This is a genomic window from Ottowia thiooxydans DSM 14619, from assembly GCF_000422885.1.
Taxonomy (GTDB): domain Bacteria; phylum Pseudomonadota; class Gammaproteobacteria; order Burkholderiales; family Burkholderiaceae_C; genus Ottowia; species Ottowia thiooxydans.
In genome coordinates this window covers 401510-426034 of the sequence record NZ_AUGX01000008.1, presented here as the reverse complement: position 1 = coordinate 426034, position 24525 = coordinate 401510, and the positions used below count along the sequence as shown (strand labels likewise).

Genomic DNA, 24525 nt, shown 5'->3' with positions numbered 1-24525 from the left:
GCCGGCGATTTCCAAGTCCGACAGCCTCCTAGGCGTGCTTTAACCAGTTGATCGCCTGGGCGGGTGGCTTCCAGGTTTCTTTTTTTCATCCAGATCGGAGGGCGTCATGCGATCTTTAGTCTTCAGTATCTTGTCAGCCTGCGTAAGCGTTTCCGGCATGGCCCAGGCGCAGGTGCCAGAAATATTCAAAGGCTCCGATCTAAAGCTGGGGGAAAAGCTCATTGCGGAGCACAAATGCAGCCAATGCCATGCCCTCAAGTGGGCAGATGACGGCAAGGCCATCTATAGGCCAAAGGGTCGAGTCAATACGCCCGCTGCGTTGCAGGCGATGGCAGAGAAATGCAGCAGCGAACTCAATTTGTCGCTGTTTCCTGAAGAGGTGACTGCGATTGCGGCCGTGCTGAACCGCGATCACTATCGCTTCACCAAATAACCGGGGTTGCGCGAAGAAAGCGTTGCAATCTAGACACGGTAGTTGACCACTTTTCAGCTTCGGAAAAACCGCAGGAATTCAGGCTTGACGCCAGCGTGCCTGGACGCGCTCAACGGCCTGATCAAGGCTCAAGCCCTGGTAAGCATGGGGTAAACCCGAGGTTGGGCATTCATATTCGGATATTAATATAAGCTTATTCGAATATAAACATATCCCATGATCTCATCTGAGGTTCCAGCAGACCCTGGTAGTCAAGTGCAGGGCCGGCTGATCAAAGCGCCGGAGAGCTTTCTTGATCGCGCAGGTATAAGTACCGTCATGTCCGAGGGCAAGCGGGGGCGGCGTGACTTTATTCGCAGCGCCTTTGCAGCCGCCATGGTGGGCGGGGCCGCTTCAACCGCGCAGGCGCAGGCTAACCCGGTGGGAGCCGATGGAGGCGATCCCAACATCCTGAATCTGCCGGCCCATACCAAGGGTTTGGGTCAGGCGGTGGCCACAGATGGGTACGGCAAACCCTCGCAATACGAGGGTAACGTGCAGCGCCGTCAAAGTCCGGGCCTGACGCAAACCGCTCAAGCATCCGTTTCGTTCGCGCCCATGCAATCCTTGTTCGGCATCGTGACGCCGAGCGGGTTGCACTTCGAGCGGCATCACCAGGGCTGGTGGGATATTGATCCATCCAAGCACCGCTTCATGCTCAATGGCATGGTCAAGACGCCCAAGGTCTTCACCATGGATGAGCTGATGCGGTTGCCTGCAGTTTCGCGCTTTCACTTTATCGAGTGCGGTGCGAATACGGGTATGGAATGGGGCAATGTCGCTGTGCCGACGGCGCAGTACACCCATGGCATGCTCTCCTGTAGTGAATTCACAGGCGTGCCGTTGATCACGCTTTTGGAGATGGCTGGCGCCGATATGAAGGCGGGCAAGTTCGTGCTGGCTGAAGGTGCTGATGGCTCCTCCATGACGCGTACCATTCCCATGAGCCTGGTGACCTCCGGTCAGGTGCTGGTCGCCTATGGCCAGAACGGGGAAATGCTCCGGCCTGAAAACGGCTACCCATTGCGCCTGGTCGTTCCAGGTGTGCAGGGTGTCAGCTGGGTGAAGTACCTGAGACGTGTGGAAGTGGGTGATCAGCCCTGGGCCGCCAAAGATGAGGCTGTTCACTACATTGACCTCATGCCTGATGGCACGCACCGCCAATACACCAGCATTCAGGAATGCAAGAGCGTGATCACGACGCCTTCGGGCGGGCAAGTGCTTCTCGATAAGGGCTTCTACAACATCACTGGCCTGGCTTGGTCCGGTAGAGGCAAGGTCAAACGCGTGGACGTTTCAGCTGATGGCGGACGTAATTGGCGCAGCGCCCGGCTGGAGACTCCCGTGCTCGACAAATGCCTCACGCGTTTCAATCTGGATTGGATATGGGATGGCAAGCCAGCCATCTTGCAAAGCCGGGCCATGGACGACACAGGCTACGTACAACCCAATTATTCCCAGCTGCGCCAGGCACGCGGCACGCGCTCGATCTATCACAACAACGCTATCCAGTCGTGGATGGTGCAGGAAAGCGGGGAGGTCAAGAATGTCCAGCTTTCCTGAGTTTTCCGTTCGCCGCTTGCGTGCCGGGTTGCTGCTTTCGCTAGCCGCTTTGGTGGGAGGGCAAGCACTTGCCCAGGAGCGTTTTCCCGGTATTGGCCGTGCGGCCACACCCAAGGAAGTTGCCGCGTGGGATATAGATGTGCGTCCGGATTTCAAGGGCTTGCCCCCAGGCTCCGGAACCGTCGAAAAGGGCCAGGACATCTGGGAGGCCAAGTGCGCCAGCTGCCATGGTGTGTTCGGCGAATCCAACTCCGTGTTCAATCCCATCATTGGCGGCACCACCAAGAAAGATATTGAAACCGGCCGCGTGGCTACTTTGATGCGCGAGGATTACCCGGGGCGCACCACCATCATGAAGGTGGCCACCATCTCCACGCTGTGGGATTACATCAACCGGGCCATGCCATGGAACGAGCCCAAGTCGCTTAAACCCGATGAGGTTTACGCGGTCACGGCCTTCATGCTGAATCTTGCAGATGTCGTTCCTCAGGATTTCACGCTCTCCGATAAGAACATCGCAGAGGTGCAAAAGCGCATGCCTAACCGCAACGGCGTCACCACCAAACATGCTCTGTGGCCGAGCCGTGAATTGGGTGGCCTTGCCAAAGCCGACACAAGCAATGTGGCCTGCATGAAGGACTGCGTAGCCGAGCCCAAGCTGACTTCGCAACTGCCTGCCTTCGCGCGTGATGCGCATGGCAATTTGCGTGATCAAAACCGTAGCGTAGGGCCACAACGAGGCGTAGATACCACCAAGCCCGAAGGCAAGCTAGGAGATGCTGCTGCGCCTATGGCGGCACCAAGCGCGGCCAAGCCTGCTGCAGGCGGAACGGCGGTGGCGCTGGCGCAAAAGCACTCGTGTACCGCTTGCCATGCTCAGAGCGCCAAGCTTGTGGGCCCGAGCTTTGCGGACATTGCAAAGAAACACGCTGGCAAAACTGAATACCTGGCCGGAAAAATTCGAGCAGGCGGAGCGGGTGTATGGGGCGAAATCCCTATGCCCGCCCAGAACTTGCCTGATGCCGACGTGAACGTGCTGGCCAACTGGCTGGCCGCTGGCGCGGCACCTTAGATCGTGAGCCCGTTCACACCCCATGGGGTTACGGGCACAATGCGCCAAGTTGGGGATTGCCCTCTCGCGAGAGTGGTCACCAGCCTCTAGGATTTACTTACTTTCAAGGAGAAATACGCCCATGCAGACACGCAGGCAAACCCTCAAGCACAGTGCCGCAGTGGCAGGCCTGTTGGCCACCGCCGGCCTGCTGCCACAACAAGCGCTTGCCTTCAATAAAGGTGCGTTTGATGCGAAATCATTGAACGATGCGCTCAAGGCCCTGGGTTCAGGCGCCCCTACCGAAAGCAAAGATGTCACGCTGACTGCGCCAGACATCGCTGAAAACGGTGCAGTGGTGCCTCTCGCAGTAGCCAGCTCACTGGCGAACGTCAAGCAACTGGTTTTGTTGGTTGAGAAAAACCCCAACGCACTGGTGGCTGTGTTCAATGTCACCCCTGAAGTGGACGCCAGCTTTTCCACGCGTTCAAAAATGGGGCAATCGTCCGATGTGTACGCAGTGGCCATCACGGCTGATGGCAAAGCGCATTACGCCAAGAAGGAAGTCAAAGTCACCCTCGGGGGCTGTGGCGGCTGAACATGACCCACCCCCGAAGCGCCTTCGGCGCCTCCCCCTCTAGGGGGCGCACCCAGCGGACTGGCGAAGCCAGCTCCGCGGGTGCCCTTGCTAGGAATACAGGGGGCAGTCGGGATGAGTGGTTTTTGGCTTTAGAAACATTGAATTAGGAGTAAGAACAATGGCAGATCCGATGCGAATTCGCGCACAGGCGGCTGGCGACAAGGCCACGGTCCGCGTGCTCATGAGTCACGAGATGGAGTCCGGGCAGCGCAAGGATGCGTCCGGCAAGTTGGTACCCGCTTGGCATATTCAGGACATCACTGCTTCGCTCAATGGCAAGCAAGTGTTCTCTTGTGAGTGGGGTGCCGCGGTCTCCAAGAATCCGTTCTTGCAGTTCACCGTCAAGGGCGCCAAGGCGGGCGACAAGATCGGCGTGACATGGAAAGACAACAAAGGAGATACGCGCACCGACGAAGCTACGGTTTCGTAATGCGCTGAGAACAAGGCGGAGCTTTTGAACACGTTCTAAGAACATGTTCCTGGTCCGCCTTTCTTGTTTCGCCTTTGTACGGAGACAAACACGATGAAAAAGAGGGAATACGCATTGGCAGTTGCCGCAGGGCTGCTGCTGGCGGGCTCGGGTGTGGTCATGGCGCAGAAGACGTCCACCCAATCAATCGAGGAATACCGCGAAATGCTGCAAGACGGCAACCCAGCGGAGCTATTCGAAGCCAAGGGGGAAGATTTATGGAAGACCAAGCGCGGACCTAAGAATGTGTCGCTTGAGCGCTGTGACCTGGGTAAAGGCCCGGGCGTGGTCAAGGGTGCGTTTGTGGAGTTGCCGCGTTTCTTTGCAGATACCAACCGCGTTCAAGATTTGGAATCTCGCGTGGTCACTTGCATGGAAACACTGCAGGGCCTGAACGCCAAGGAAATTGCCGAAACCCCATTCGGAAGGGGCGAGCAAAACAACGTGACCGCACTGGCCACCTGGATTGCGGCCGAGTCCAAGGGCATGCGCTTTAATTTGCCGCAGTCCCATTCTCAGGAGCAAGCGTTCTACGAAGTGGGCAAACGCCTTTTCTTCAAGCGTGGCGGCGCCCATGATTTCGCCTGCGCGTCTTGCCACGGCGAGGAAGGCAAGCGCATCCGCTTGCAGGATCTCCCCCGCTTGACGAGCAATCCGGGCGACGGTGTGGGCTTTGCTGCCTGGCCTGCGTATCGGGTTTCAAACGGCCAGATGTGGGGTATGCAGCAGCGCCTGAACGATTGCTATCGTCAGCAGCGCTTCCCCTATCCTAAGTTCGGCAGCGATGCCACCATTGCGCTGGGCGTGTATCTGGGCGTCAATGCTCAGGGTGCCAAGTCCATCGTGCCGGCCATCAAGCGCTAGAAGGAGCCGCGCATCATGAAAAATAAGCTCGCAAAGACACTGTCATTGCTTGGTGCCGGTGCGTTGGTGGTCGGTTGTGCCACGACGTCCCGGATGAGTTCTGCCGAACTGGATAAGCTCACAGCGGAAGTTGTCAGCTCATCGTTTCGTGACCAGGGCATCGTCAAGGTTTCGACTGCGCTTGCCAACGACGAGACTCTGACCGCTTGCGATGCGGCGGATGTCACGGGTAAGCCGCTGAGTGCCGAGGCCACCAAGGCTATTGAAGCTGCCAATCTCAAGACCATCAAATGGCCCGCAAACGGTAAATTCCTTGGCGACTGGAAGGAGGGTGAGAAGATCGCTCAAAGCGGCCGCGGAATGACCTATACCGACGATGCCAAGACAGTCAATGGCGGCAATTGCTACAACTGCCACCAGATTGACAAGGCAGAGATTTCCTTCGGCACTATTGGCCCGAGCCTGTACAACTTCGGCAAGATCCGCGGCGTGAAAGATCCTTCAAGCCCCGAATCCAAAGCCATGGTCGAATACACCTGGGGCAAGATCTGGAACAGCAAGGCCTATAACGCCTGTTCCAACATGCCGCGTGCAGGACACATGGGAATCTTGAACGAAGAACAAGTGCGTCATATCGTCGCCTTGCTGCTTGACCCCAAGTCTCCAGTAAACCAGTGATCAATCAATAGTGATCCAGTGACTCAGACAAGAAACCCGGTACTACCCGGGTTTCTTGCTGAGACATTGCAAAAAGAGAGTGCTTGTCGGACCGGCTCGGCTTGAGTGGCCAAGCTTTGGGTGATGTTGCCTTCTGATAGTTCAGTGATCCCTTATCCATGAATCTCACCAAACGCGAATTTTTTCAGGTTCTGGGCGCTGCCAGCGCTGCCGGCATGAGCCTGGGGCACTATCAGAATGCCAGCGCTCAAACAGCGGCTGAGGGACTCTACGACGTTCCGAAGTACGGCAATGTGTCCCTGCTGCACATGACGGATTGCCATGCGCAGCTCAAGCCTATTTACTTCCGTGAGCCCAGTATCAACCTGGGGTTGGGCGACATGCGGGGGAAACTCCCGCACTTGGTGGGGGATCATCTGCTTAAAGCGGCTGGCCTGAGGCCGGGCACGGCCCAGGCTCATGCCCTGACCTATCTGGATTTCGAGCAAGCCGCCAAGCGCTACGGCAAGGTGGGCGGGTTTGCGCACCTGGCCACCTTGGTGAAACGTTTGAAGGCCAGCCGGCCTGGTGCCTTGCTGCTTGATGGCGGAGATACCTGGCAAGGCAGCGCGACTTCGCTGTGGACCAAGGGCCAGGACATGGTCGATGCCTGCAAACTGCTGGGCGTGGACGTGATGACCGGCCACTGGGAGTTCACTCTCGGTATGGAGCGCGTGCAGGAAATTATCAAGAATGATTTTGCGGGCAAGGTCGATTTCGTCGCGCAGAACATCAAAACGGCCGACTTTGGCGACCCGGTTTTTGCGCCCTATGTGATCAAGGAGATCAACGGGGTGGCGGTGGCCATTATCGGCCAGGCGTTCCCCTATACGCCCATCGCCAACCCCCGCTACCTGGTGGCCGATTGGGAGTTCGGCATCCAGGACCAGAACATGCAGAAGATGGTCGATGAGGTCAAGGCCAAGGGCGCCCAAGCCGTCGTCGTGCTCAGTCACAACGGCATGGATGTCGATCTGAAAATGGCCAGCCGCGTATCTGGCATTGACGCCATCCTGGGCGGCCACACGCATGATGGCATGCCGGTGGCCAGCATCGTTAGCAACAAGAGCGGCCAGACCATCGTGACCAACGCCGGCTCTAACGGCAAGTTTCTCGGGGTTCTTGATCTCGAAGTCAAAGACAAGAAGGTCACCGGGTACCGTTACAAGCTGCTGCCTGTATTTGCCAATATGTTGCCCGCTGATGCGAAGATGAATGAACTCATCACGCGCATCAGAGCGCCGCACGAGGCCAAACTGAACGAGACATTGGCCGTGACTGAGGGGCTGCTGTATCGCCGGGGCAATTTCAACGGCACAGGTGATCAGCTGTTGGTAGATGCTCTGATGGACGTACAAGGCGCTGAAATAGCTTTCTCCCCCGGTTTCCGCTGGGGCACGACTTTGCTGCCCGGTCAGCCCATTACGCGCGAGTGGCTCATGGACATGACCGCCACCACGTACAGCTACGCCACGCTCACCGAGATGAAGGGCGACATGATCAAGACCATATTGGAAGATGTGGCCGACAATCTTTTCAACCCTGACCCGTATTACCAGCAGGGCGGTGACATGGTGCGCGTGGGCGGCCTGAGCTATGCATGCGATCCCCAGGCCGGCATGGGCCAGCGTATCAGCGAGATGCGTTTGAAGGGCCAGCTCATCGATGCCAACAAGACCTATAAGGTTGCTGGCTGGGCGCCGGTGGCTGAAGAGGCCTCCAAGGCGGGCAACAAGATGGTGTGGGAGTTGGTGGAGCAGTGGCTCAAGAGCAGCGCTGGAAAAATCGCGCCACGCCAGCTCAACTCTCCCAAGATCACGAGCGGGCTGCCCAATCCTGGGTACGCGAGCTGAGTCGTTAGTTTTTGAGGCGCGCTGAATCTCTGCGGTTTGGCGCCTCACCATCTGCATCCATCAACGTCGCGATGAGCCTTTGAACAGGCTGCCAAGCGTGATCGCGGGACCCGGTTGCCTTCCTGCCGGACGAAGACGGTTGCGTGTCATTCCCCGTGCGCAAAGGGGAGTTAAGGCACCTTACCGGTTCTCAAGCACCCTCTGCAAGTAATATGTTGGTGTCGCCTGGCATCGTCCAAAGGTGCTCAGCGACGACTCGTCGATTTTTTGTAGTGTTCGAGGCATTCGAACGCGATGCAAATCCATTCACGTAGCTCGCAAAGGAAAGAACCGAGATGAATCATCCCGCCGAATCCTCAAACTCCTTGTTCGCCAGAACTGAGTTGACCCCTGCCGATCAATCACGCCGCCGCATGCTGGCGATCGGAGGAGCCGCTTTAACCGCCAGTTTGCTGGGGGCAGGGCCTGCACGGGCTCAGAAGGAAACACCGGTGTTCCAGCCGCACTCAGGGCAGGCTGGAAAAGATGTGGTCTGGGTGCCTACGCCTGACACGCTGGTTACCCGGATGCTGCAATTGGGTGGTGTGAAGAGCAGCGACTATGTCATCGACCTGGGAGCAGGTGACGGGAAAATCGTGATCGCTGCCGCGAAAGAATTTGGAGCCCGTGGCCTCGGTATCGAGTACAACCCGGACATGGTCGCTCTTGCGCAGCAGCGAGCCCGGACCGCTGGCGTTTCTGATCGCGCGTCATTCGAAAAGGCAGACATCTTCCAGTCCGACTTCTCGAAAGCCGACGTGATCACCATGTACCTGTTGCCCATGCTGAACCTGAGGCTGCGCCCGACGCTCATGAAGCTAAAGCCCGGCACGCGCCTGGTGACACATGCGTTTGATATGGGTGGTTGGACCGCAGACGAAACCTCTCAGTCAGGTGGCTCGACTGCCTACCTCTGGCTCGTGCCAGCCAATGTCGGTGGGACCTGGCAACTGAGCTATCCGCAAGGGGCTGGCAACGTGAACGTACCTTTTGAGGTCACGCGGCAACGTTTCCAGGTGCCTGAGGGGCGTGTGCAACTGGGCGAAATTCAAACTTCTCTGCGTGATGCGAGAGTGATCGGCGATATGGTGCGTTTCGCGTTCACTGGTACCGATGGCGTGCCGCGCACCTTCAATGGCCGAGTCAACGGCGGCAAGATCGAGGGCGAAGTGTTCGATGGTCAGCGCCGGCAGCGCTTTACCGCTGAACGCAAAGGTGATGCGCCAGCGATCGACGTGGCGGAATGAGAAAGCGCCTCAAGCCCTCGCTCGTTTGCCCGGGCTGGACTTTGCCTGAACCTCCTGATCACTCAATTGCCGTACGTAAGGCTGAGGCATGAGGGCCGTATGGCATGCGGTGCGCGCCGTGTTCTTTGTGGGTGTGGCGAGCATGTTCCTGTCCGCCTGCAGCACGCAAAGCCCGTACTACGATCCATCAAAGCCGCACCGAGGACCCAACGGTTTCGTGAATCCCGGCGTTGAGCACTACGAAACGCCTTTTTGGGAGGTCATTCAACGGCGCTCTCGCGGTGATTTCGCGCCTGCGCGTGAGCCTGAAGGTGGCTATGAGGCCTTTGCAGCGCGCTGGCGCGTTCCTCTGGATTCGTCAGCCCTCGCCACGCCATCGGTGAACCATACGCCGCGCCTGGTGTGGCTGGGCCATGCCAGTACGCTGCTGCAACTGGGAAACCAGAATGTACTGATCGATCCGCACTTGAGCGATTTCGCCGGGCCGCTGAGCTGGCTGGCCAGTCAGCGCCGGGTGCCCGCGCCCATTGCGCCTGAGACTTTGCCGCGCATTGATCTGGTGCTGATCACCCACAATCATTACGACCACCTCGATGCGGCCACTATCGACCGCTTGATGGCCAGTGGGCAAAAGCCTCGCTTCCTGGTGCCCTTGGGATTGAAGGCCTGGTTTGATGCCCGCGGGATTTCAAACGTGGAAGAACTCGATTGGTGGGATCACCGCGTGGAAGGGCCTCTGGTGATCCGCTTTCTGCCAGCGCAGCATTGGAGTAAGCGCACGCTCACAGATACCAATCAGTCTCTATGGGGTGGCTGGGCTCTGGAATGGCAAGCACCCGGCAGGGCCCCTTGGCGCTTCGTGCACACGGGAGATACCGCGCACAACCCCGATCTCTATCGAGCCATGCGCGCCCGCCTGGGTGGCCCGATAGATCTACTGGCTTTGCCCATTGGTGCCTACGAGCCAAATGATTTCATGCGTCGGCATCACGTCAATCCTGAAGAGGCCGTGCATCTGCTTGAAGCACTGGAGGCCAAGCAGGCTTTTGGCATTCATTGGGGGGTGTTCGAGATCTCGAACGAAGCTTTTGATCAGCCGCCAAAGGATTTGTTGCAAGCACTCAATCGCCATCGTCTGCCCGTGGAGCGGGTTTGGCTGTTGAAGCAAGGAGAGATCAAGGAGATTATCGACTGACGATCGATTCGTTGAGGTCGCGTTTTAATGAGTTTTTGCTACTAAAATGCTAGCTATGAAAACGTTGCCGACCCTCTCTGATCGCCGACACGTTCTGTTCTTGGCCGTCACCACCGCATTTTTGGCGGGCTGCAGCACTCCGGTTCAGCGAACACGGACCTCGGTATCAACGCCTCCTACGGCCAGGCCGTCTTCCGCTTTGGCGCTGGATACCTCGGTGCGCGAAGCGGCCGTAGCGCGCGCCATGCTGGTGGTGAACACGCCGTACCGGTATGGCGGTAATACACCTGAAGGCGGGTTTGATTGCAGCGGACTGGTGCAGTACGTTTTCAATGATGCCGGGAGCCCGCGCTTACCTCGCAGCACGGCCCAATGGGCGGCGGCCAGTGCCCCGGTACCGGAAGCCAATATGCAGCGCGGAGACCTGGTGTTCTTCAATACCAGCGGCCAGCCCTTTTCTCACATGGGCATTTATGTGGGTAATGGGCAGTTTGTGCACGCGCCCTCCAGCGGCGGCACCGTCCGCAAGGACAGCCTTTCCAGCCGCTACTTCGCTACCCGGTATCTAGGCGCGCGAAGTGTTTTCGCTCAAGCGGGAAGCGGCGGTTGAGCGCGCGCTAAGCCGTGTGATCGCTGAAGGGCTTATACCGAGTTGCGTTTAATGGATAAACCCCGTTCGGGCCAGGTTCTATGGTTTCGGTCAAGCAGTGAGTGGCGCGGAAAAAAAATACCGTTCGGGTTGAGCTTGTCGAAACCTTGCGCAGCGTTTCGACCTCAGCGTGAACGGTTTATATTTTTGGCAGTTAGTGTCTAGTTTGTATTTGCATATCGAGAGCGCGGAAAATGGCGACCCGATTTCCTAGGACACGGCCTTAGACAGTCTCATGTACAGGCAGCGCGCCGCGAAGCGCATGCGAAAGCGCTTGGGTAATCTCGACATCGATCAACTGACCCACGAGCTGCTTAGCGTCAGGTCCACCCTCGAAACTGACAATGCGGTTGCACTCCGTGCGGCCTACTAATTCTTCCGGATTCTTGCGCGCAGGCCCTTCGACCAGAATGCGCTGGCGGGCGCCCACAAGGCTGGCGCTGATGGCCCTGACGTTCTGCTCCACCGTCGCCTGCAAATGTTGCAGTCTTTTAAGCTTCACTTCGTGCGGAGTATCGTCGGCCAGGTTGGCTGCGGGGGTGCCTGGCCGGGGGCTGAAGATGAAGCTGAAGCTGGCGTCGAAGCCAACGTCATCAATCAACTTCATCAGCTTTGAAAAATCATCTTCCGTCTCACCCGGAAACCCCACAATGAAGTCACTGCTGAGCGAAATACCCGGGCGCACAGCCTTCAGTTTCCGGATGATGCTCTTGTACTCCATGGCGGTATAACCGCGCTTCATGGCCATCAGGATGCGGTCGCTGCCGTGTTGCACCGGCAAGTGCAGGTGGCTTACCAACTGGGGTACGCGGTCGTACGCTTCAATCAGGCGCGGTGTGAATTCGTTCGGGTGGCTCGTGGTGTAGCGAATGCGCTCGATGCCGGGAATTTCGGCCACGTATTCGAGCAATAGCGCGAAATCAGCAATGTCTGCCGTGTCGCCCATCTTGCCGCGGTAGGCGTTCACATTTTGGCCCAGCAGGTTCACTTCCTTCACGCCCTGATCGGCCAGGCCGGCGATTTCAACCAGCACATCTTCGAACGGACGGCTGAATTCCTCGCCGCGCGTATAGGGCACCACGCAATAGCTGCAATATTTGGAGCAGCCTTCCATGATCGAAACGAAGGCGGTGGCGCCATCGACTCGCGCCGGAGGCAAGTGGTCGAATTTTTCGATCTCAGGAAAGCGGATGTCCACTTGCGGGGAATCCAGGCGGTGGCGCTCGGCCAGCAGTTCCGGCAGCCTGTGCAAGGTTTGCGGGCCAAACACCACGTCCACATAGGGCGCCCGCTTGATGATTTCAGCCCCTTCCTGACTCGCCACGCAGCCTCCCACACCAATCAGCACGCCCTTTTTCTTCAGATGCTTGATGCGCCCCAGATCGCTGAACACCTTTTCCTGGGCTTTCTCACGAACCGAACAGGTATTGAACAGAATCAGGTCTGCCTCTTCAACATCCTGTGTGGGCTCGTAACCTTGCGCAGCCGCCATGACATCGGCCATTTTGTCCGAGTCGTACTCGTTCATTTGGCAGCCAAACGTTTTGATGAAGACTTTGCGCGACATGGGGAGCTCCGGAATCAAAAAGGGGTGCAGGCCGTGCGCCCGCAGGATCATTTGGCCGCTCTTGAGGTAGGCAGCCGGGGTGTTCTTAGAACCTGTTCAGAAACAAGTTCTAACCGCCCAGGAAGAACGGCTCGCCCATTGGGAGCGGCTTGCCATTGAGGCCAGTGTTGGCCTCTTCGGGCGTCAAGATCCATATCTCGCGGATCAGGCCCGCAGGATCGCGCAGGTAGTTAACCAGGAAATTCTGGCCTACCAGGGTGCCTGTCAAGGCCAACATGTTCTGTGGAGTGCGTACCCGCACGCCGGGCGCGAGAAATTCGCTTTGGCCGTTCAGCAGTATCTGAGGTGGCGCGACAAAGGCGATCTCGCCGCGCAGCACGGTGTCAGGAAAATTGCGAATTTGCGCTTGAGCAGCAGGGCCAAACATCAGGCCGGCGAGCGCGAGCACGCGCAGAGAGGAGAAAAGTTGGGTGAACTTCGTCCAGCGGTTCATGGTATGTGTCCAGAGGCTGAGGTAACCCTCAAGTGTACTTGGTGGTCAGTTGTTTGCTTAGTCCAAGCCTTGCGTCATGTTGGCGCGGTGGAGGATATCGGCGTGATTTCAAGCTCTGTAGCCTCCAGAGCCGTACTTTGCAGGACGCGGTATGCCGATTACCTCTATGATTATCCGGGGGAGTTTGCTGAGAACCAACATCTGCACGAGGAGTTCAATATGGATTTCATGACGGCCTTCAAGACCTGTTTCGCCAAGTTTGCCGATTTCACCGGCCGCGCGAGCCGGTCCGAATATTGGTGGTTCGCGCTGGTGTACGTCATCGTGGCGGTCGTGGCGAGCCTTATCCACGAATACGTCTATGTCCTGGTGGCGCTGGCCTTTCTGATTCCCCTGCTCTCGGCAGGCGTGCGCCGCTTGCATGACACCGGCAAGACGGGTTGGCTGATCCTGCTCGGAATTATTCCGCTGGTTAACTTCGTACTGATCTACTTCATGGTGCAGCCCACTCAGGCTCAGGCCAACGAATACGGCGAACCGCCTTCAGCCTGACGCGGCAGATGCGGCCCCGCGTGTTGTAGTCAAGACCCACTGCTGGCGGGGTTGCGACCGAAACCCGTTTGATTTGCGAGCTAGCTTCGAGGGGGCCGTCGAGAGAACGATGCCTAGAATCGCTCCAGCTCGGGGTGCGGCAGCGCTCCGCCGCGAATCACCATGCGGCCATATTCGGCGCAGCGCTGCAGCGTCGGGATGACCTTGCCGGGGTTGAGCAGGCCTAGCGGGTCGAACGCGCGTTTGACGCCCAGCATCTGCTCATTCTCTTCAGCAGAGAACTGCACACACATCGAATTGAGTTTTTCCACGCCCACGCCGTGCTCGCCGGTGACCGTGCCGCCCATTGCGACGCTGGTTTCCAGAATGTCTGCGCCAAACAATTCTGCGCGGTGCAATTGATCCGGATCGTTGGCATCGAACAAGATCAGCGGGTGCAGATTTCCGTCGCCTGCGTGGAAAACATTGCAGCAACGCAGGCTGTATTTCTTTTCCATTTCCTGAATCGCCAGCAGGATGTCGGCCAGGCGCTTGCGCGGAATGGTGGAGTCCATGCACATGTAATCAGGGCTGATGCGCCCTGAGGCGGGAAAGGCATTCTTGCGGCCACTCCAGAACCGAAGGCGTTCAGCTTCATCGGCGCACACGGAAAGGCGCGTGGCGCCGTTCTCGCGCAGCACCTGTTCCATGCGGGCCACTTCTTCCGCCACTTCAAGCGAGGTACCGTCACTTTCACACAGCAAGATGGCAGCGGCATCAAGATCGTAGCCTGCGTGCACAAAATCTTCTACGGCGGCGGTCATGGGCTTGTCCATCATCTCCAACCCTGCAGGGATGATGCCGCTGGCGATGATGGCAGCCACCGCTTCCCCAGCATGCCGCACATCCGCGAAGCTTGCCATGATGCACACGGCCTTTCGCGGCTTGGGAGTGAGCTTGACGGTGACCTCTGTCGTGATGGCCAGCATGCCTTCGCTACCTACTGCAACAGCCAGCAGGTCATAGCCCGGCGCATCCAGCGCCTGCCCACCGAACTCTACCGGCTCACCTTCTACGGTAAAGCCCTTCACCTTCAGCACATTGTGTAAAGTAAGGCCGTACTTCAGGCAATGCACGCCACCGGAGTTTTCCGCCACATTGCCGCCAATGGTGCAGGCAATCTGGCTGCTGGGATCGGGGGCGTAGTACAGGCCATGCTCGGCGACCGCATCGCTGATCGCCAGATTCCGCACACCGCATTGCACAAGGGCCGTGCGCGCGAGCGGATCGATCTTGAGAATCTTGTTGAATTTCGCCAATGAAAGCGTGACACCACCCGCGTGCGGCATGGCGCCACCCGAAAGCCCCGTTCCCGCGCCACGCGCCACCACCGGCACGCCCAGCGCATGGCAGGCCTTCAGCACCAGCTGAATCTGCTCATAGGTCTCTGGCAAAGCGACCGCAAGAGGCCGCTGGCGATAAGCAGTGAGACCATCGCATTCATAAGGCGTGGTTTGCTCCACAGTCCAGAGCAGCGCATGAGCAGGCAGAACCGCTTTCAGCGCAGGAATGACGAGTGCTTGAAGCTCCTGCTTCGAGGGCGCAGAAGGCGAGACGGCAGATTCAGTTTCAGTCATATCAGATGTTCATCGCATTTTGCATCAATCCCTACAGCGGTCCTTCATCTGGGGGATGACGGGGAGCGTGCTGTGTAGATACTCATGCCTGCGGGGCGGTGGATGTGTGCACCGGCTAGCCCAGCAGCCTGATCCCGCTGACCGTTTAGCCCTCTTGTCCGATATTTTCCGATCTCAGTACTACCAACAGCTTATTGCGGAACCCACAGCATCTCATGTACCTTGATCGTTATGAAGCAAACATCGTTTAAAAACATCTGTTCTTTGGGCGCTGTTTGGTGGAATCGCGGGCTGCGCCTTCTAGCGGTCATAGGGTTGTTGCTCGCGGTGCTGGCACCTGCGGCCAATGCGCAGGCTACGGGGCCGTGGGAGCGGTTAGGGGCGTTGCCGCCGTTGATCGTAGGCGCGGCGGCTTACACCTCGCTGGCTTTCAGCCCTGATGGCAGGCCCTATGTGGCTTATCAGGACGGTGCCAATGACGGCAAAGCTAGCGTGATGCGTTTGAACAGCGCGGGAACTGCGTGGGAGGCCGTAGGTGCGGCAGGGTTTTCAGACGGTTGGGTGTCTCACACCTCGCTGTCTTTCGGCCCTGATGGCAAGCCGTATGTGGCTTATCGGGACAATGCCAATGGCGACAAAGCCAGTGTGATGCGTTTGAACAGCGCGGGCACCGCGTGGGAGGCAGTAGGTGCGGCAGGGTTTTCGGCGGCTGGGACGTACGACACCTCGCTGTCTTTCGGCCCTGATGGCCAGCCCTATGTGGCTTATTGGGCCGTTGCCAATGGCAGCAAAGCCAGCGTGATGCGTTTGAACAGTGCGGGCACGGCGTGGGAGGCTGTAGGTGGGCTAGAGTTTTCGGCGGGTGCGGCGAATTACACCTCGCTGTCTTTCGGCCCTGATGGCAAGCCCTATGTGGCTTATCGGGACGGTGCCAATGGCGACAAAGCCAGCGTGATGCGTTTGAACAGCTTGGGCACGGCGTGGGAGGCGGTAGGTGGGGCCGGGTTTTCGGCGGGTGCGGCGAATTACACCTCGCTGTCTTTCGGCCCTGATGGCAAGCCCTATGTGGCTTACCGGGACGGTGCCAATGGCAACAAAGCCAGCGTGATGCGTTTGAACAGCTTGGGCACGGCGTGGGAGGCGGTAGGTGCCTCAGGATTTTCGGCGGGTGAGGCGTATTTCACCTCGCTGGCTTTCGGCACTGGCGGCCAGCCCTATGTGGCTTATCAGGACATCGCCAATGGCGAAAAAGCCAGCGTGATGCGCTTGAACAGCGCGGGCACGGCGTGGGAGGCAGTAGGTGGGGCAGGGTTTTCAGCGGGTGGGGCGTTATACACCTCGCTGGCTTTCGGCCCTGATGGCAAGCCCTATGTGGCTTATCTGGACAAGGCCAATGGCGACAAAGCCAGCGTGATGCTTTTTAACAGCCTAGGCACGGCGTGGGAGGCCGTAGGTGCGGCAGGGTTCTCGATGGGGGTGGTGCAGTTCACTTCACTAGCTTTCGGCCCTGAAGGCAAGCCCTATGTGGCTTATCGGGACGGTACTAATGGGGACAAAGCCAGCGTGATGCGTTTGAACAGCGCGGGCACGGCGTGGGAGGCAGTAGGTGCGACAGGGTTTTCAGCGGGTGAGGCGCATTACCCCAAGCTGGCTTTCGGCCCTGATGGCAAGCCCTATGTGGCTTATTCGGACGGTGCCCATGGCCACCGAGTCAGCGTGATGCGTTTGAACAGCTTGGGCACGGCGTGGGAGGCAGTAGGTGGTGCAGGGTTTTCGGCGGGCGCAGCGGAGGATTACATCGCGCTGGCTTTCGGCCCTGATGGCAAGCCCTATGTGGCTTATTCGGACGGTGCCAATGGCGGCCGAGCCAGCGTGATGCGTTTGAACAGTTTGGGCACGGCATGGGAGTTAGTAGGTAGTGCAGGGTTTTCGGCGGGTTTGGTGTATTTCCCCTCGCTGGCCTTCGGCCCTGATGGCAAGCCCTATGTGGCTTATCGGGACATCGTCAATGGCGACAAAGCCAGCGTGATGCGTTTGAACAGCGCAGGCTCGGCGTGGGAGGTAGTGGGTGCAGTAGGGTTTTCGGCGGATTGGGCGCAATACATTTCGCTGGCTTTCGGCCCTGGCCCTGATGGCAAGCCCTATGTGGCTTATCAGGAACCTAACAATAGCTACAAAGCCAGCGTGATGCGTTTGAACAGCTTGGGTACGGCGTGGGAAGCAGTAGGTGCGGCAGGGTTTTCGGCGGGTGCGGCGTCTTTCATTTCCCTGGCTTTCGGCCCTGATAGCAAGCCCTATGTGGCTTATTTGGACGCTGCCAATAGCCTCAAAGCCAGTGTGATGCGTTTGAACAGCGCGGGCACGGGGTGGGAGGTGGTGGGGGTGGCCGGCTTCACAGAGGGTATCGCGCAGTTCACTTCACTAGCTTTCGGCCCTGATGGCAAGCCCTACGTCGCCTACCAGGATTTTGAGAACGGCAGAATCGCTGCAGTCATGCGCTGGACGGTTACCACGCTGGCTGCGCAAAGCATCAGCTTCCCGGCGCAAACGGTGGCTAGCCGTGCCCTCGTGGCGGGCAGCACGTTTGAGATTGATCCTGTGGCGGTGGCCAGTTCAGGCTTGCCAGTGAGCTATGAAAGCACCACACCTGCCGTTTGTACCGCCAGCGGCACGACGATCACAATGACTGGCTCCGGTGCCTGCACGGTGCTGGCCCGTCAAAGCGGCGGTGGCGCGTGGCAGCCTGCGCCTGATGCCAGCCAAAGCATCAGCCTATCGGCCAACACCAGTTGGAGCGGCACTATGCCTGGCGTGCCCGGTAACGTGCAGGTGGCGATCACCGGCGGCAGCGTCAGTTGCACCATAGACCCCGCGCAGACTGGTTTTGGTGCGGCCACTGGCCAGATGCTGACGGGCTTGCAGGCGCAATATCCTGGAGCCACGCTGCCAAACGGAGTGTTTTCCTTCCGCGCCACTGGATGCGCAGGCGACACGCTGACAGTCACCATCACCTACCCGGAGGCTGTGGCCGCTCAGAATCTATTGCTCAAATGGGGCCCAGCCGCCAGCGGCCAGGCCAGCAGCTGGTTCAACCCAGGCGTGCTGGTGTCTGCCGGGCGTACGGTGGTGAGCTTTACGGTCACTGACGATGGTGCGGGCGATTCCGAGACCACGCAGCCGGGCGTCATCGCGGACCCATTTGCCGTTGTGCAGCTCGCCGCTCCGAGCGTGTTGACACCCACACCAGTGCCCACGCTGCATCAATGGATGCTGCTGCTGATGGCGGCCGCTGCGGCGCTGATGGGTGCACGTGTACTGCGGCGCACTGCCTGAGGTTCAGTTTCAGCCCTAAGCTGAGGCGACTGAAGTAGCCGACATAGCAAAACCCGCACTTGTCACGTTCAGTGACCGCGCGGGTTTTGTGCTTCTTGAGGCGTCTCGTGGAGAGCCGTCTTCTCCTTCTCTCCGTCATCCCCGGATGGCGAGACGGCAGGACGACGGGGAGGGACGAGAAGGGATTGCCGTCACCAAGGACGGACTCCTGACCAGGAACCCCCATCGAGAGGCTGCGGAGCAAGCCATACGTGGCCACCGCGGAGCTGGCTTTGCCAGGCCGCCAGTGGCGTCCCCCTCCGGGGGAAGGCGCGCCAGCGACTCAGGGGGGGCTTTATTTAAACACCACGGTCTTGTGACCGTTTAGAAGCACGCGGTGCTCACTGTGCCACTTCACCGCACGTGCCAGCACCTGGCTTTCCGTGTCGCGACCAGCGGCAGTGAGATCTTCCACTGTATAGGTGTGATCCACGCGCGCCACATCCTGCTCGATGATCGGGCCTTCATCCAACTCGGCCGTCACGTAGTGCGCTGTGGCACCTATCAGCTTCACGCCCCGATCATGCGCTTGGTAGTAGGGCTTGGCGCCTTTAAAGCTGGGCAGAAAACTGTGATGAATATTGATGGCTCTGCCGGAGAGCTTGCGGCACATATCGTCAGACAGAATCTGCATGTAGCGCGCCAGCACCACTAACTCGGCCCCCTCGCCGTCAATGATTTCCATCTGCCGGGCCTCGGTTTGGGCCTTGTCAGCCTTGTTCATGGCAACATGATGAAACGGCACGTTGTAGCTGGCCGCCAATTGATAGAAATCGCGATGGTTGCTGACGATGGCGCGAATATCCAACGGGAGGAGACCGCTTTTCCAGCGGAACAGGAGGTCGTTGAGGCAGTGGCCTTCCCGGCTGACCATGATCACGCATCGCATGGGCTGGGCCAGCGCGTGCAATTGCCAGCGCATGTCGAACGGGCCAGCGAGCGTCTCCAGTTGCTTGCGCAACTCATCCGCTCCGATTTGCTCGCTGCGGAACTGCACACGCATGAAAAAAAGCCCCGTATCTGCATCGTTGAACTGGGCGGCTTCTTCAATATTGCCACCGCGCTCTAGCAAAAATCCGGAAACGGCGTGCACGATACCCCTGCGGTCGGGGCACGAAAGGGTTAGTGTGTAAGTATCTTGCATTGTTTCGATTGTCGCAGGGCTCTCATGACAGTGCTGAAGGCCACTTCACGAACCATTTACGAGCCATTTCAAGGTTTCAGGGGATTGGCTGTCGCCGGCTTGGATGGAACTGAGTCCCGGATCTGAGCGCAATAGTCTTTGGGGGGGAGGGGTGGCGTGGGCCAGATCAGATCAGCCGCAGTGCGTACTGGAGCGGTGGTTTGCGCGCCGGCCTGAGTCGGAGCCTGCCCCGCCAGCGCCGAAATCACTTTGACGCTCAAGTCTGCAGGCAGATGCGCCGGAACGCCTAGCGCACGTTCGACGTGGCCGTTACCAGCGACTAAAAGCACGGTATGGCCCGCTTTCCGGGCCTCGACCACGGTGTGGGCCATCGCTAAATCGCGCGCTATTTGTATCCGGGTCATTGGCAAGATTTGAGCGGGAGGCAGCAGATCGCAATGGCCATCGCGAATGCGTTGCTGCTGCGTGGCCAGGGCGCTTGGTGACAGGCGGGCGTCCAGGGAAGTGTCACGCATAGCCGAGCGTTGCTGCGCGGTGGGGAGATTGGCTCCAAGCACGGGAACGCCGGCTTTCACCGCCGCCATCACCACGGGGCCGTAGGTTTTCCAAGGCCAGCCCGCATCGTTCCAGTCCAGTGCAGCGCGCACTTCCAGATCGGTGGCGTGGGATGACAGCGCACGGGTGTCCTTGCCGCGGGGAGCCATTTCCATCGCCACCGCGGCGAGGGCGCCGCGCTGCGCCAGCCATTCGACCACCTGCCGTTCCAATTGATGATGCTCCGGAGCATCGTGCTGTTCACCCAGCAGCAGGGCGTCGGTTGGGAGCAGGGCAGTCAGTTGCGCTTGCTCTGCTGCGGTCCAGGGGTGGGCGGTGGGGGCATGGCCACAGGCGGTGAGCATCAGGCTGGCGAGCACGGTGGTCAAGAGGGGGAGGAGGCGGCGGTTCATGAAGGCGATACTACTTGGCTCATGAAACCGCATTTCCGATTTGATTCAGCACGCCTGATGCGCATAGCTTTGACGCTGTTGCTCGCATGGGCCGCTGCGCTGCTGTGCACGTGGCTGCACGTACCGATTCCCTGGATGATAGGCCCCTTGCTTGCTACGGCTTTCGCTTCCATGGCCGCGCTGCCGACGGCCAGTTCAGCTACTTTTCGCAATGCGGGTCAATGGGCCATTGGCGCCGCGCTGGGCCTGTATTTCACCCGAGAGGTGGCGGAGCTTATGCTAGGGCTTTGGTGGGCTGTGGCGCTAGGGGTGGTGTGGGCCTTGGTGCTGGGCATGGCGTTCGGCGTCTGTTTGCACCGCATACATGCCCACCGCATGCCGGCAGACACGCTCGGGTCTATGCGCGCTACCAGCTATTTCGCCAGCGCCATTGGCGGCGCTTCGGAGATGACTTTGCTTTCCGAGCGCGCGGGTGCGCGCGTCGATCTGGTGGCTGCTGCCCACAGCGTGCGGATGGCTGTCGTGGTGTTGGTCATTCCTTTTGCCATGCAATGGGCCAAGCAGTACTGGAACCTGACCAGCCTGGAGATGAATCCGGCGGCGTTACGCGTGGCGGAGTGGCCGGGCTTGCTTTGGCTTGCGTTGGCGACCGGGGTCGGAGCCTGGCTGATGCGGTTGGCTGGCAGGCCTAATCCCTGGTTTCTTGGCCCACTTCTGGCGGCCATGCTGCTCACCATGTTGGGCCTGCATTTTTCATCGGTGCCTGGCTGGCTTTCTAACGCAGCTCAACTGGTGATTGGCGTCAGTCTCGGAGTACGTTTTTCACGTGAGTTTCTGCATGCGGCGCCGCGTTGGCTGCTGTCTTCAGCCATAGGCGCGCTGGCCATGATTTTTTTGAGCGGCCTGTTCGCACTGGCCCTGGCCAAAATGACGGGTCTGCATCCAGTCACACTCATTCTCGCCACGGCACCTGGTGGCATCACTGAGATGGCCATTACCGCTAAAGTGCTGCAGCTCGGCGCGCCAGTAGTCACAGCCTTTCAGGTGTGCCGCCTGGTGGCCGTGCTGGTTTTGGCAGAGCCCATTTATCGACGTTGGCTAATGAAAATTTCTTAACGTCTATTTTGGCTCTAGTAAGGTGTGCCCGCCAGGTTCAATGAAGAATGACAGGGTTTTGCGCCAATTCTGCATACCCTTCAAGCGTGTCTTCAACTTCTTCCTGCGTGGGCGTGTTTTCCTGCCATGCAGAGATACGCCGCTGGAACAGTTCCGCCCACAAACCATCCAGGTAGACTTCCTTGCCTGAACGCTTGTCGACGATCTCGAACCCATGGCGTGCGAGCGTGGGGGTTCCTGCGGGCACATCCGCACCTTGAGGTTCTTCTGGCAAGAGATGGACAACCGCGAAGGATTCCGAATCGTAGAGAGTGTTCATTGAGCGACGGCTCCTTTCGGTGCAAGGTTCAAGGCTATACCCACATATAAGAACGTGTGAGCACAATTCAAGGAGGACGGGTTTTTCCTGCATCTCTGCTTTTATTGCAGAAATTCCGGTCACTGTTCTAAGAGGCACCTGGCTCACCAAGCCCCTGCAATAGAATGTTTCAAGGCCTCTTCTAGGCGGGTTCAGCGAGCATGCCATGCTCACATCGCATAGCGCACCCCACAATTTCCCCTAATAACTCATGAAACTGGCAACCTACAAGGATGGCTCGCGCAACGGGCAACTGCTGGTCGTCTCGCACGATCTACAGTCAGCCCATTATGCGACCGGCATCGCCAGCAGCCTGCAGCAGGTACTGGACGACTGGAACTTCTTTTCTCCTCAGCTGCAGGATTTGTCTCACGCGCTCAACACTGGCCGGAGCCGCCACGCTTTCGCGTTCGATCCGCGTCAATGCATGGCGCCGTTGCCCCGTGCCTATCAATGGTTGAGCAGCTCGGCCTACCTCAGCCACGTGGAATTGGAGCATGCATCACGCGGCACTGAATTGCCCGGCGGCCATTTGACCGAACCACTGATGTACCAAGGCGGCAGTGATCATTTGCTGGGGCCTTGCGATGCCATCGTTGGCATGCGCGAGGAGTGGGGAATTGATTTCGGTGCGGGAATCGCCGTCATCACGGGCGATGTGCCCATGGGCTGCACCGAAGAAAACAGCCTGGACGCAGTGCGTCTGGTGATGCTGGCCAACGACGTGAGTCTTCGAGTGGTCATTTCGCACGAACTCCCCAAGGGTTTCGGTTATCTGCGTGGAAAACCGGCCACTGCATTCAGTCCAGTCGCTGTGACCCCTGATGAGCTCGGTGATGCCTGGCAAGAAGGCCGTGTGCACCTGACACTGCAAAGCACCTGGAATGGACGCAAGATAGGCCTTTGCGAAACAGGCCCCGAGATGCACTTCCATTTTGGGCAATTGATCGCACATGCCGCCAAGACACGGCCTCTGGGCGCGGGAAGCATCATCGGCAGTGGCGCGGTGAGCAACCAGGGCGCCGAGGAAGATGGGCGCCGCGACTGGCCAAAAGGGTATGGCTCCATTGCCGAAAAGCGCGCCATGGAGTTTCTCCAAAATGGCGCGCCCAAGACCGACTACTTGAAAGCGGGCGACACCATACGCATGGAGATCAAGGGCAAAAACGGCCACTCGGTTTTTGGCGCGATTGAGCAGGAAGTCAAGGGGTTCGAATAAACAGCGTTTCAAGGCAGGGTGGCATAGGCTTCTTGCCTGGTCACCCGTCGCGCTGAGAAGGTGTGCCGGAAGGCACCCAACGTGCCAAGGCCCCGGCCGCTATGAAGGCGAGCCCGCCCGTGATGGCGATCCCTGCAGCTAGTGAAAGGCTGCCCGCCAGGATGGAGAGCAACACCGGCCCGGATGAAGCGCCTATGTCGGCCATGAGCCGCCAAATGCCCAAAAAGTGGGCGCGGCCATGTCTGGGGGAATGGTCGGCGCCTAGCGTCATGATCATGCCGGAGCCTATGCCGTTGCCAAACCCAATCGCCAGAGACACCAGCAGCAGTAGCCAAAAGCCTGATGTCAGGGGCATGAGTAGCATGGCCACACCCATGATCACCATCGAAGGCACAGCCACCCAACGCCTGCCCTTTTGGTCCATGACCTTTCCGGCCGGATAAAACACCAGCATGTCAATGCCACCGGCCAGGCCATAAATCAGGGAAGCTGCAGCCGGAGCCAAGGCCAGGTGTTCGGCCCAAAGCGGTATCACAGCTTGTCGTGAGGCTCGCACGGCACTGACCAGCAGCACGCCCAGTCCGATGGTGAGGAACACACGGCGATGGTCTCGCAAGGTGGAGATCATCGTCACTGCGGCCGGCGGGGCTTGGCCAGCGGGAAGCGGTGGTGCCACCAGATCGGGAATGCGCAGCGCAATGATCGCTGCACTGGCTGCTCCTGCGACGCCAATGGCATAAGCCGCACCGAGGCCAAAGGCGTGTATGGCAGCCGCCGCCAGGAAAGGGCCGACAAACATCCCGATGCGCATCACGCCACCCAGAGTCGACAGTGCGCGTGCACGGTAAGCGATAGGCACGGCCTCTGTCAGGTAGCTCTGGCGGGCCAGGTTGTAGATGGCTTGCGACATGCCCACCATGAAACACCCGGCCGCGAAGAGACCCAGATGCGAGGTGCCAAAGCACAGGAGCATGCCGAGGACGCTCCAGAAACCCGCGCCCACGATGGCCCAGCGTTCGCCCCAACGCATGGTGATCAGCGATGCGGGAATGTTGTTGAGCAGCGAGCCGATGCTGATCAACGCGATCATGAGGGCGGCCTGCGCCACCGATGCCCCGAGATCCCGCGCTGTCAGCGGGATGATGGGCAAGATGGCCCCTTCACCTACCCCGAACAGCAGCGACGGGCCGAAGGCGGGCACTGCGATTCGCCGGAGAGAAAATTCGGGCGATGGAGGAGAAGGCGGGGCGGCAGGCGGTGACATAGGCGCAGGTTGACCCGAGAGAGTGCTTACGATGCGGGTGCGCAGGCGGGGGAAGTCGGGTTCGCGTCTGATTGTCGCCGGAGCACTGATCCAGGGCGCGCATTCAAGGTATACCCGA

General features: G+C 59.0%; 22 protein-coding genes. 15 read left to right on the top strand and 7 right to left on the bottom strand.

The window, feature by feature from the left end; genetic code table 11:
* Positions 1-106 precede the first annotated feature (106 nt).
* The 11 genes from G518_RS0105755 (at position 107) to G518_RS0105705 (ending at position 10720) form a co-directional block, all read left to right on the top strand.
* A complete protein-coding gene (locus tag G518_RS0105755; RefSeq protein WP_028601718.1) occupies positions 107-433 on the top strand; it encodes a hypothetical protein in 327 nt (108 codons plus the stop codon).
* A 216-nt stretch (positions 434-649) separates the two neighbouring features.
* Positions 650-2035: a sulfite dehydrogenase gene (gene soxC / locus G518_RS0105750; RefSeq protein ID WP_036593619.1), complete on the top strand. Its 1386-nt coding sequence runs from the start codon at positions 650-652 to the stop codon at positions 2033-2035.
* Positions 2019-3107, top strand: a complete 1089-nt coding sequence (locus tag G518_RS0105745; RefSeq protein ID WP_028601716.1) for a c-type cytochrome — start codon at positions 2019-2021, stop codon at positions 3105-3107. Before soxC ends, G518_RS0105745 begins: the two co-directional genes overlap by 17 nt.
* A 121-nt stretch (positions 3108-3228) precedes the next feature.
* Positions 3229-3684 carry a thiosulfate oxidation carrier protein SoxY gene (gene soxY, locus G518_RS0105740; protein ID WP_028601715.1) on the top strand — a complete coding sequence of 152 codons (456 nt, stop codon included), beginning with the start codon at positions 3229-3231 and terminating at the stop codon, positions 3682-3684.
* 160 nt (positions 3685-3844) lie between these two features.
* Positions 3845-4156, top strand: a complete 312-nt coding sequence (gene soxZ / locus G518_RS0105735; RefSeq protein ID WP_028601714.1) for a thiosulfate oxidation carrier complex protein SoxZ — start codon at positions 3845-3847, stop codon at positions 4154-4156.
* A 93-nt stretch (positions 4157-4249) separates the two neighbouring features.
* Positions 4250-5059 (top strand): sulfur oxidation c-type cytochrome SoxA, encoded by an 810-nt coding sequence (soxA, locus tag G518_RS0105730; protein ID WP_028601713.1) that lies wholly within the window; start codon positions 4250-4252, stop codon positions 5057-5059.
* Positions 5060-5074: 15 nt separating this feature from the next.
* Positions 5075-5737 (top strand): sulfur oxidation c-type cytochrome SoxX, encoded by a 663-nt coding sequence (soxX, locus tag G518_RS0105725; RefSeq protein ID WP_028601712.1) that lies wholly within the window; start codon positions 5075-5077, stop codon positions 5735-5737.
* 158 nt (positions 5738-5895) lie between these two features.
* Entirely contained in the window at positions 5896-7629 is a 1734-nt protein-coding gene (soxB, locus tag G518_RS0105720; RefSeq protein WP_028601711.1) for a thiosulfohydrolase SoxB, read from the top strand.
* Between the two features lie 335 nt (positions 7630-7964).
* Complete coding sequence (locus tag G518_RS34030; RefSeq protein ID WP_051236079.1) at positions 7965-8915, top strand: SAM-dependent methyltransferase; 951 nt, start codon at positions 7965-7967, stop codon at positions 8913-8915.
* Positions 8916-9003: 88 nt separating this feature from the next.
* The gene (locus G518_RS0105710) at positions 9004-10110 is read left to right on the top strand and encodes an MBL fold metallo-hydrolase (RefSeq protein WP_028601710.1); all 1107 of its coding nucleotides are present in this window, start codon (positions 9004-9006) and stop codon (positions 10108-10110) included.
* 55 nt (positions 10111-10165) lie between these two features.
* Complete coding sequence (locus G518_RS0105705; protein WP_051236077.1) at positions 10166-10720, top strand: C40 family peptidase; 555 nt, start codon at positions 10166-10168, stop codon at positions 10718-10720.
* A 262-nt stretch (positions 10721-10982) separates the two neighbouring features.
* Here G518_RS0105705 and miaB read toward each other — a convergent pair whose 3' ends face one another.
* Both miaB and G518_RS34025 read right to left on the bottom strand, forming a co-directional pair.
* Entirely contained in the window at positions 10983-12326 is a 1344-nt protein-coding gene (gene miaB / locus G518_RS0105700) for a tRNA (N6-isopentenyl adenosine(37)-C2)-methylthiotransferase MiaB (protein ID WP_028601708.1), read from the bottom strand.
* 109 nt (positions 12327-12435) lie between these two features.
* Complete coding sequence (locus G518_RS34025; RefSeq protein WP_051236075.1) at positions 12436-12819, bottom strand: hypothetical protein; 384 nt, start codon at positions 12817-12819, stop codon at positions 12436-12438.
* A gap of 69 nt (positions 12820-12888) precedes the next feature.
* On the opposite strand from G518_RS34025, the gene G518_RS0105690 reads away from it, so the two are divergent.
* Positions 12889-13371 carry a DUF805 domain-containing protein gene (locus G518_RS0105690; protein WP_245597904.1) on the top strand — a complete coding sequence of 161 codons (483 nt, stop codon included), beginning with the start codon at positions 12889-12891 and terminating at the stop codon, positions 13369-13371.
* A gap of 113 nt (positions 13372-13484) precedes the next feature.
* On the opposite strand, the gene G518_RS0105685 is transcribed toward G518_RS0105690, so the two are convergent.
* The gene (locus G518_RS0105685) at positions 13485-14987 is read right to left on the bottom strand and encodes an FAD-linked oxidase C-terminal domain-containing protein (RefSeq protein ID WP_028601706.1); all 1503 of its coding nucleotides are present in this window, start codon (positions 14985-14987) and stop codon (positions 13485-13487) included.
* 231 nt (positions 14988-15218) lie between these two features.
* Between G518_RS0105685 and G518_RS0105680 the strand changes: the two genes are divergently transcribed.
* On the top strand, positions 15219-18320 hold the full coding sequence (locus G518_RS0105680) for an IPTL-CTERM sorting domain-containing protein (protein WP_028601705.1): 3102 nt from the start codon (positions 15219-15221) through the stop codon (positions 18318-18320).
* Between the two features lie 334 nt (positions 18321-18654).
* Here the strand turns inward: G518_RS0105680 and purU are convergent, their stop codons facing one another.
* Entirely contained in the window at positions 18655-19503 is an 849-nt protein-coding gene (purU, locus tag G518_RS0105675) for a formyltetrahydrofolate deformylase (RefSeq protein ID WP_028601704.1), read from the bottom strand.
* A gap of 68 nt (positions 19504-19571) precedes the next feature.
* A complete protein-coding gene (locus tag G518_RS0105670; RefSeq protein WP_028601703.1) occupies positions 19572-20450 on the bottom strand; it encodes a ChaN family lipoprotein in 879 nt (292 codons plus the stop codon).
* Between the two features lie 21 nt (positions 20451-20471).
* Here G518_RS0105670 and G518_RS0105665 point away from each other — a divergent pair, with 21 nt between their 5' ends.
* Positions 20472-21566: an AbrB family transcriptional regulator gene (locus G518_RS0105665; RefSeq protein ID WP_036593722.1), complete on the top strand. Its 1095-nt coding sequence runs from the start codon at positions 20472-20474 to the stop codon at positions 21564-21566.
* Between the two features lie 37 nt (positions 21567-21603).
* On the opposite strand, the gene G518_RS0105660 is transcribed toward G518_RS0105665, so the two are convergent.
* Positions 21604-21885: a BTH_I0359 family protein gene (locus G518_RS0105660; RefSeq protein ID WP_028601701.1), complete on the bottom strand. Its 282-nt coding sequence runs from the start codon at positions 21883-21885 to the stop codon at positions 21604-21606.
* Between the two features lie 250 nt (positions 21886-22135).
* Here G518_RS0105660 and G518_RS0105655 point away from each other — a divergent pair, with 250 nt between their 5' ends.
* A complete protein-coding gene (locus tag G518_RS0105655) occupies positions 22136-23143 on the top strand; it encodes a fumarylacetoacetate hydrolase family protein (protein WP_028601700.1) in 1008 nt (335 codons plus the stop codon).
* Positions 23144-23183: 40 nt separating this feature from the next.
* Here G518_RS0105655 and G518_RS0105650 read toward each other — a convergent pair whose 3' ends face one another.
* On the bottom strand, positions 23184-24407 hold the full coding sequence (locus tag G518_RS0105650; RefSeq protein ID WP_028601699.1) for an MFS transporter: 1224 nt from the start codon (positions 24405-24407) through the stop codon (positions 23184-23186).
* Positions 24408-24525 lie beyond the last annotated feature (118 nt).

Coding starts and splice junctions, on each gene's coding strand:
- G518_RS0105755 (WP_028601718.1), top strand. CDS start 107: ATGCGATCTTTAGTCTTCAGTATCTTGTCAGCCTGCGTAAGCGTTTCC.
- soxC (WP_036593619.1), top strand. CDS start 650: ATGATCTCATCTGAGGTTCCAGCAGACCCTGGTAGTCAAGTGCAGGGC.
- G518_RS0105745 (WP_028601716.1), top strand. CDS start 2,019: ATGTCCAGCTTTCCTGAGTTTTCCGTTCGCCGCTTGCGTGCCGGGTTG.
- soxY (WP_028601715.1), top strand. CDS start 3,229: ATGCAGACACGCAGGCAAACCCTCAAGCACAGTGCCGCAGTGGCAGGC.
- soxZ (WP_028601714.1), top strand. CDS start 3,845: ATGGCAGATCCGATGCGAATTCGCGCACAGGCGGCTGGCGACAAGGCC.
- soxA (WP_028601713.1), top strand. CDS start 4,250: ATGAAAAAGAGGGAATACGCATTGGCAGTTGCCGCAGGGCTGCTGCTG.
- soxX (WP_028601712.1), top strand. CDS start 5,075: ATGAAAAATAAGCTCGCAAAGACACTGTCATTGCTTGGTGCCGGTGCG.
- soxB (WP_028601711.1), top strand. CDS start 5,896: ATGAATCTCACCAAACGCGAATTTTTTCAGGTTCTGGGCGCTGCCAGC.
- G518_RS34030 (WP_051236079.1), top strand. CDS start 7,965: ATGAATCATCCCGCCGAATCCTCAAACTCCTTGTTCGCCAGAACTGAG.
- G518_RS0105710 (WP_028601710.1), top strand. CDS start 9,004: ATGAGGGCCGTATGGCATGCGGTGCGCGCCGTGTTCTTTGTGGGTGTG.
- G518_RS0105705 (WP_051236077.1), top strand. CDS start 10,166: ATGAAAACGTTGCCGACCCTCTCTGATCGCCGACACGTTCTGTTCTTG.
- miaB (WP_028601708.1), bottom strand. CDS start 12,326: ATGTCGCGCAAAGTCTTCATCAAAACGTTTGGCTGCCAAATGAACGAG.
- G518_RS34025 (WP_051236075.1), bottom strand. CDS start 12,819: ATGAACCGCTGGACGAAGTTCACCCAACTTTTCTCCTCTCTGCGCGTG.
- G518_RS0105685 (WP_028601706.1), bottom strand. CDS start 14,987: ATGACTGAAACTGAATCTGCCGTCTCGCCTTCTGCGCCCTCGAAGCAG.
- G518_RS0105680 (WP_028601705.1), top strand. CDS start 15,219: ATGAAGCAAACATCGTTTAAAAACATCTGTTCTTTGGGCGCTGTTTGG.
- purU (WP_028601704.1), bottom strand. CDS start 19,503: ATGCAAGATACTTACACACTAACCCTTTCGTGCCCCGACCGCAGGGGT.
- G518_RS0105670 (WP_028601703.1), bottom strand. CDS start 20,450: ATGAACCGCCGCCTCCTCCCCCTCTTGACCACCGTGCTCGCCAGCCTG.
- G518_RS0105665 (WP_036593722.1), top strand. CDS start 20,472: ATGAAACCGCATTTCCGATTTGATTCAGCACGCCTGATGCGCATAGCT.
- G518_RS0105660 (WP_028601701.1), bottom strand. CDS start 21,885: ATGAACACTCTCTACGATTCGGAATCCTTCGCGGTTGTCCATCTCTTG.
- G518_RS0105655 (WP_028601700.1), top strand. CDS start 22,136: ATGAAACTGGCAACCTACAAGGATGGCTCGCGCAACGGGCAACTGCTG.
- G518_RS0105650 (WP_028601699.1), bottom strand. CDS start 24,407: ATGTCACCGCCTGCCGCCCCGCCTTCTCCTCCATCGCCCGAATTTTCT.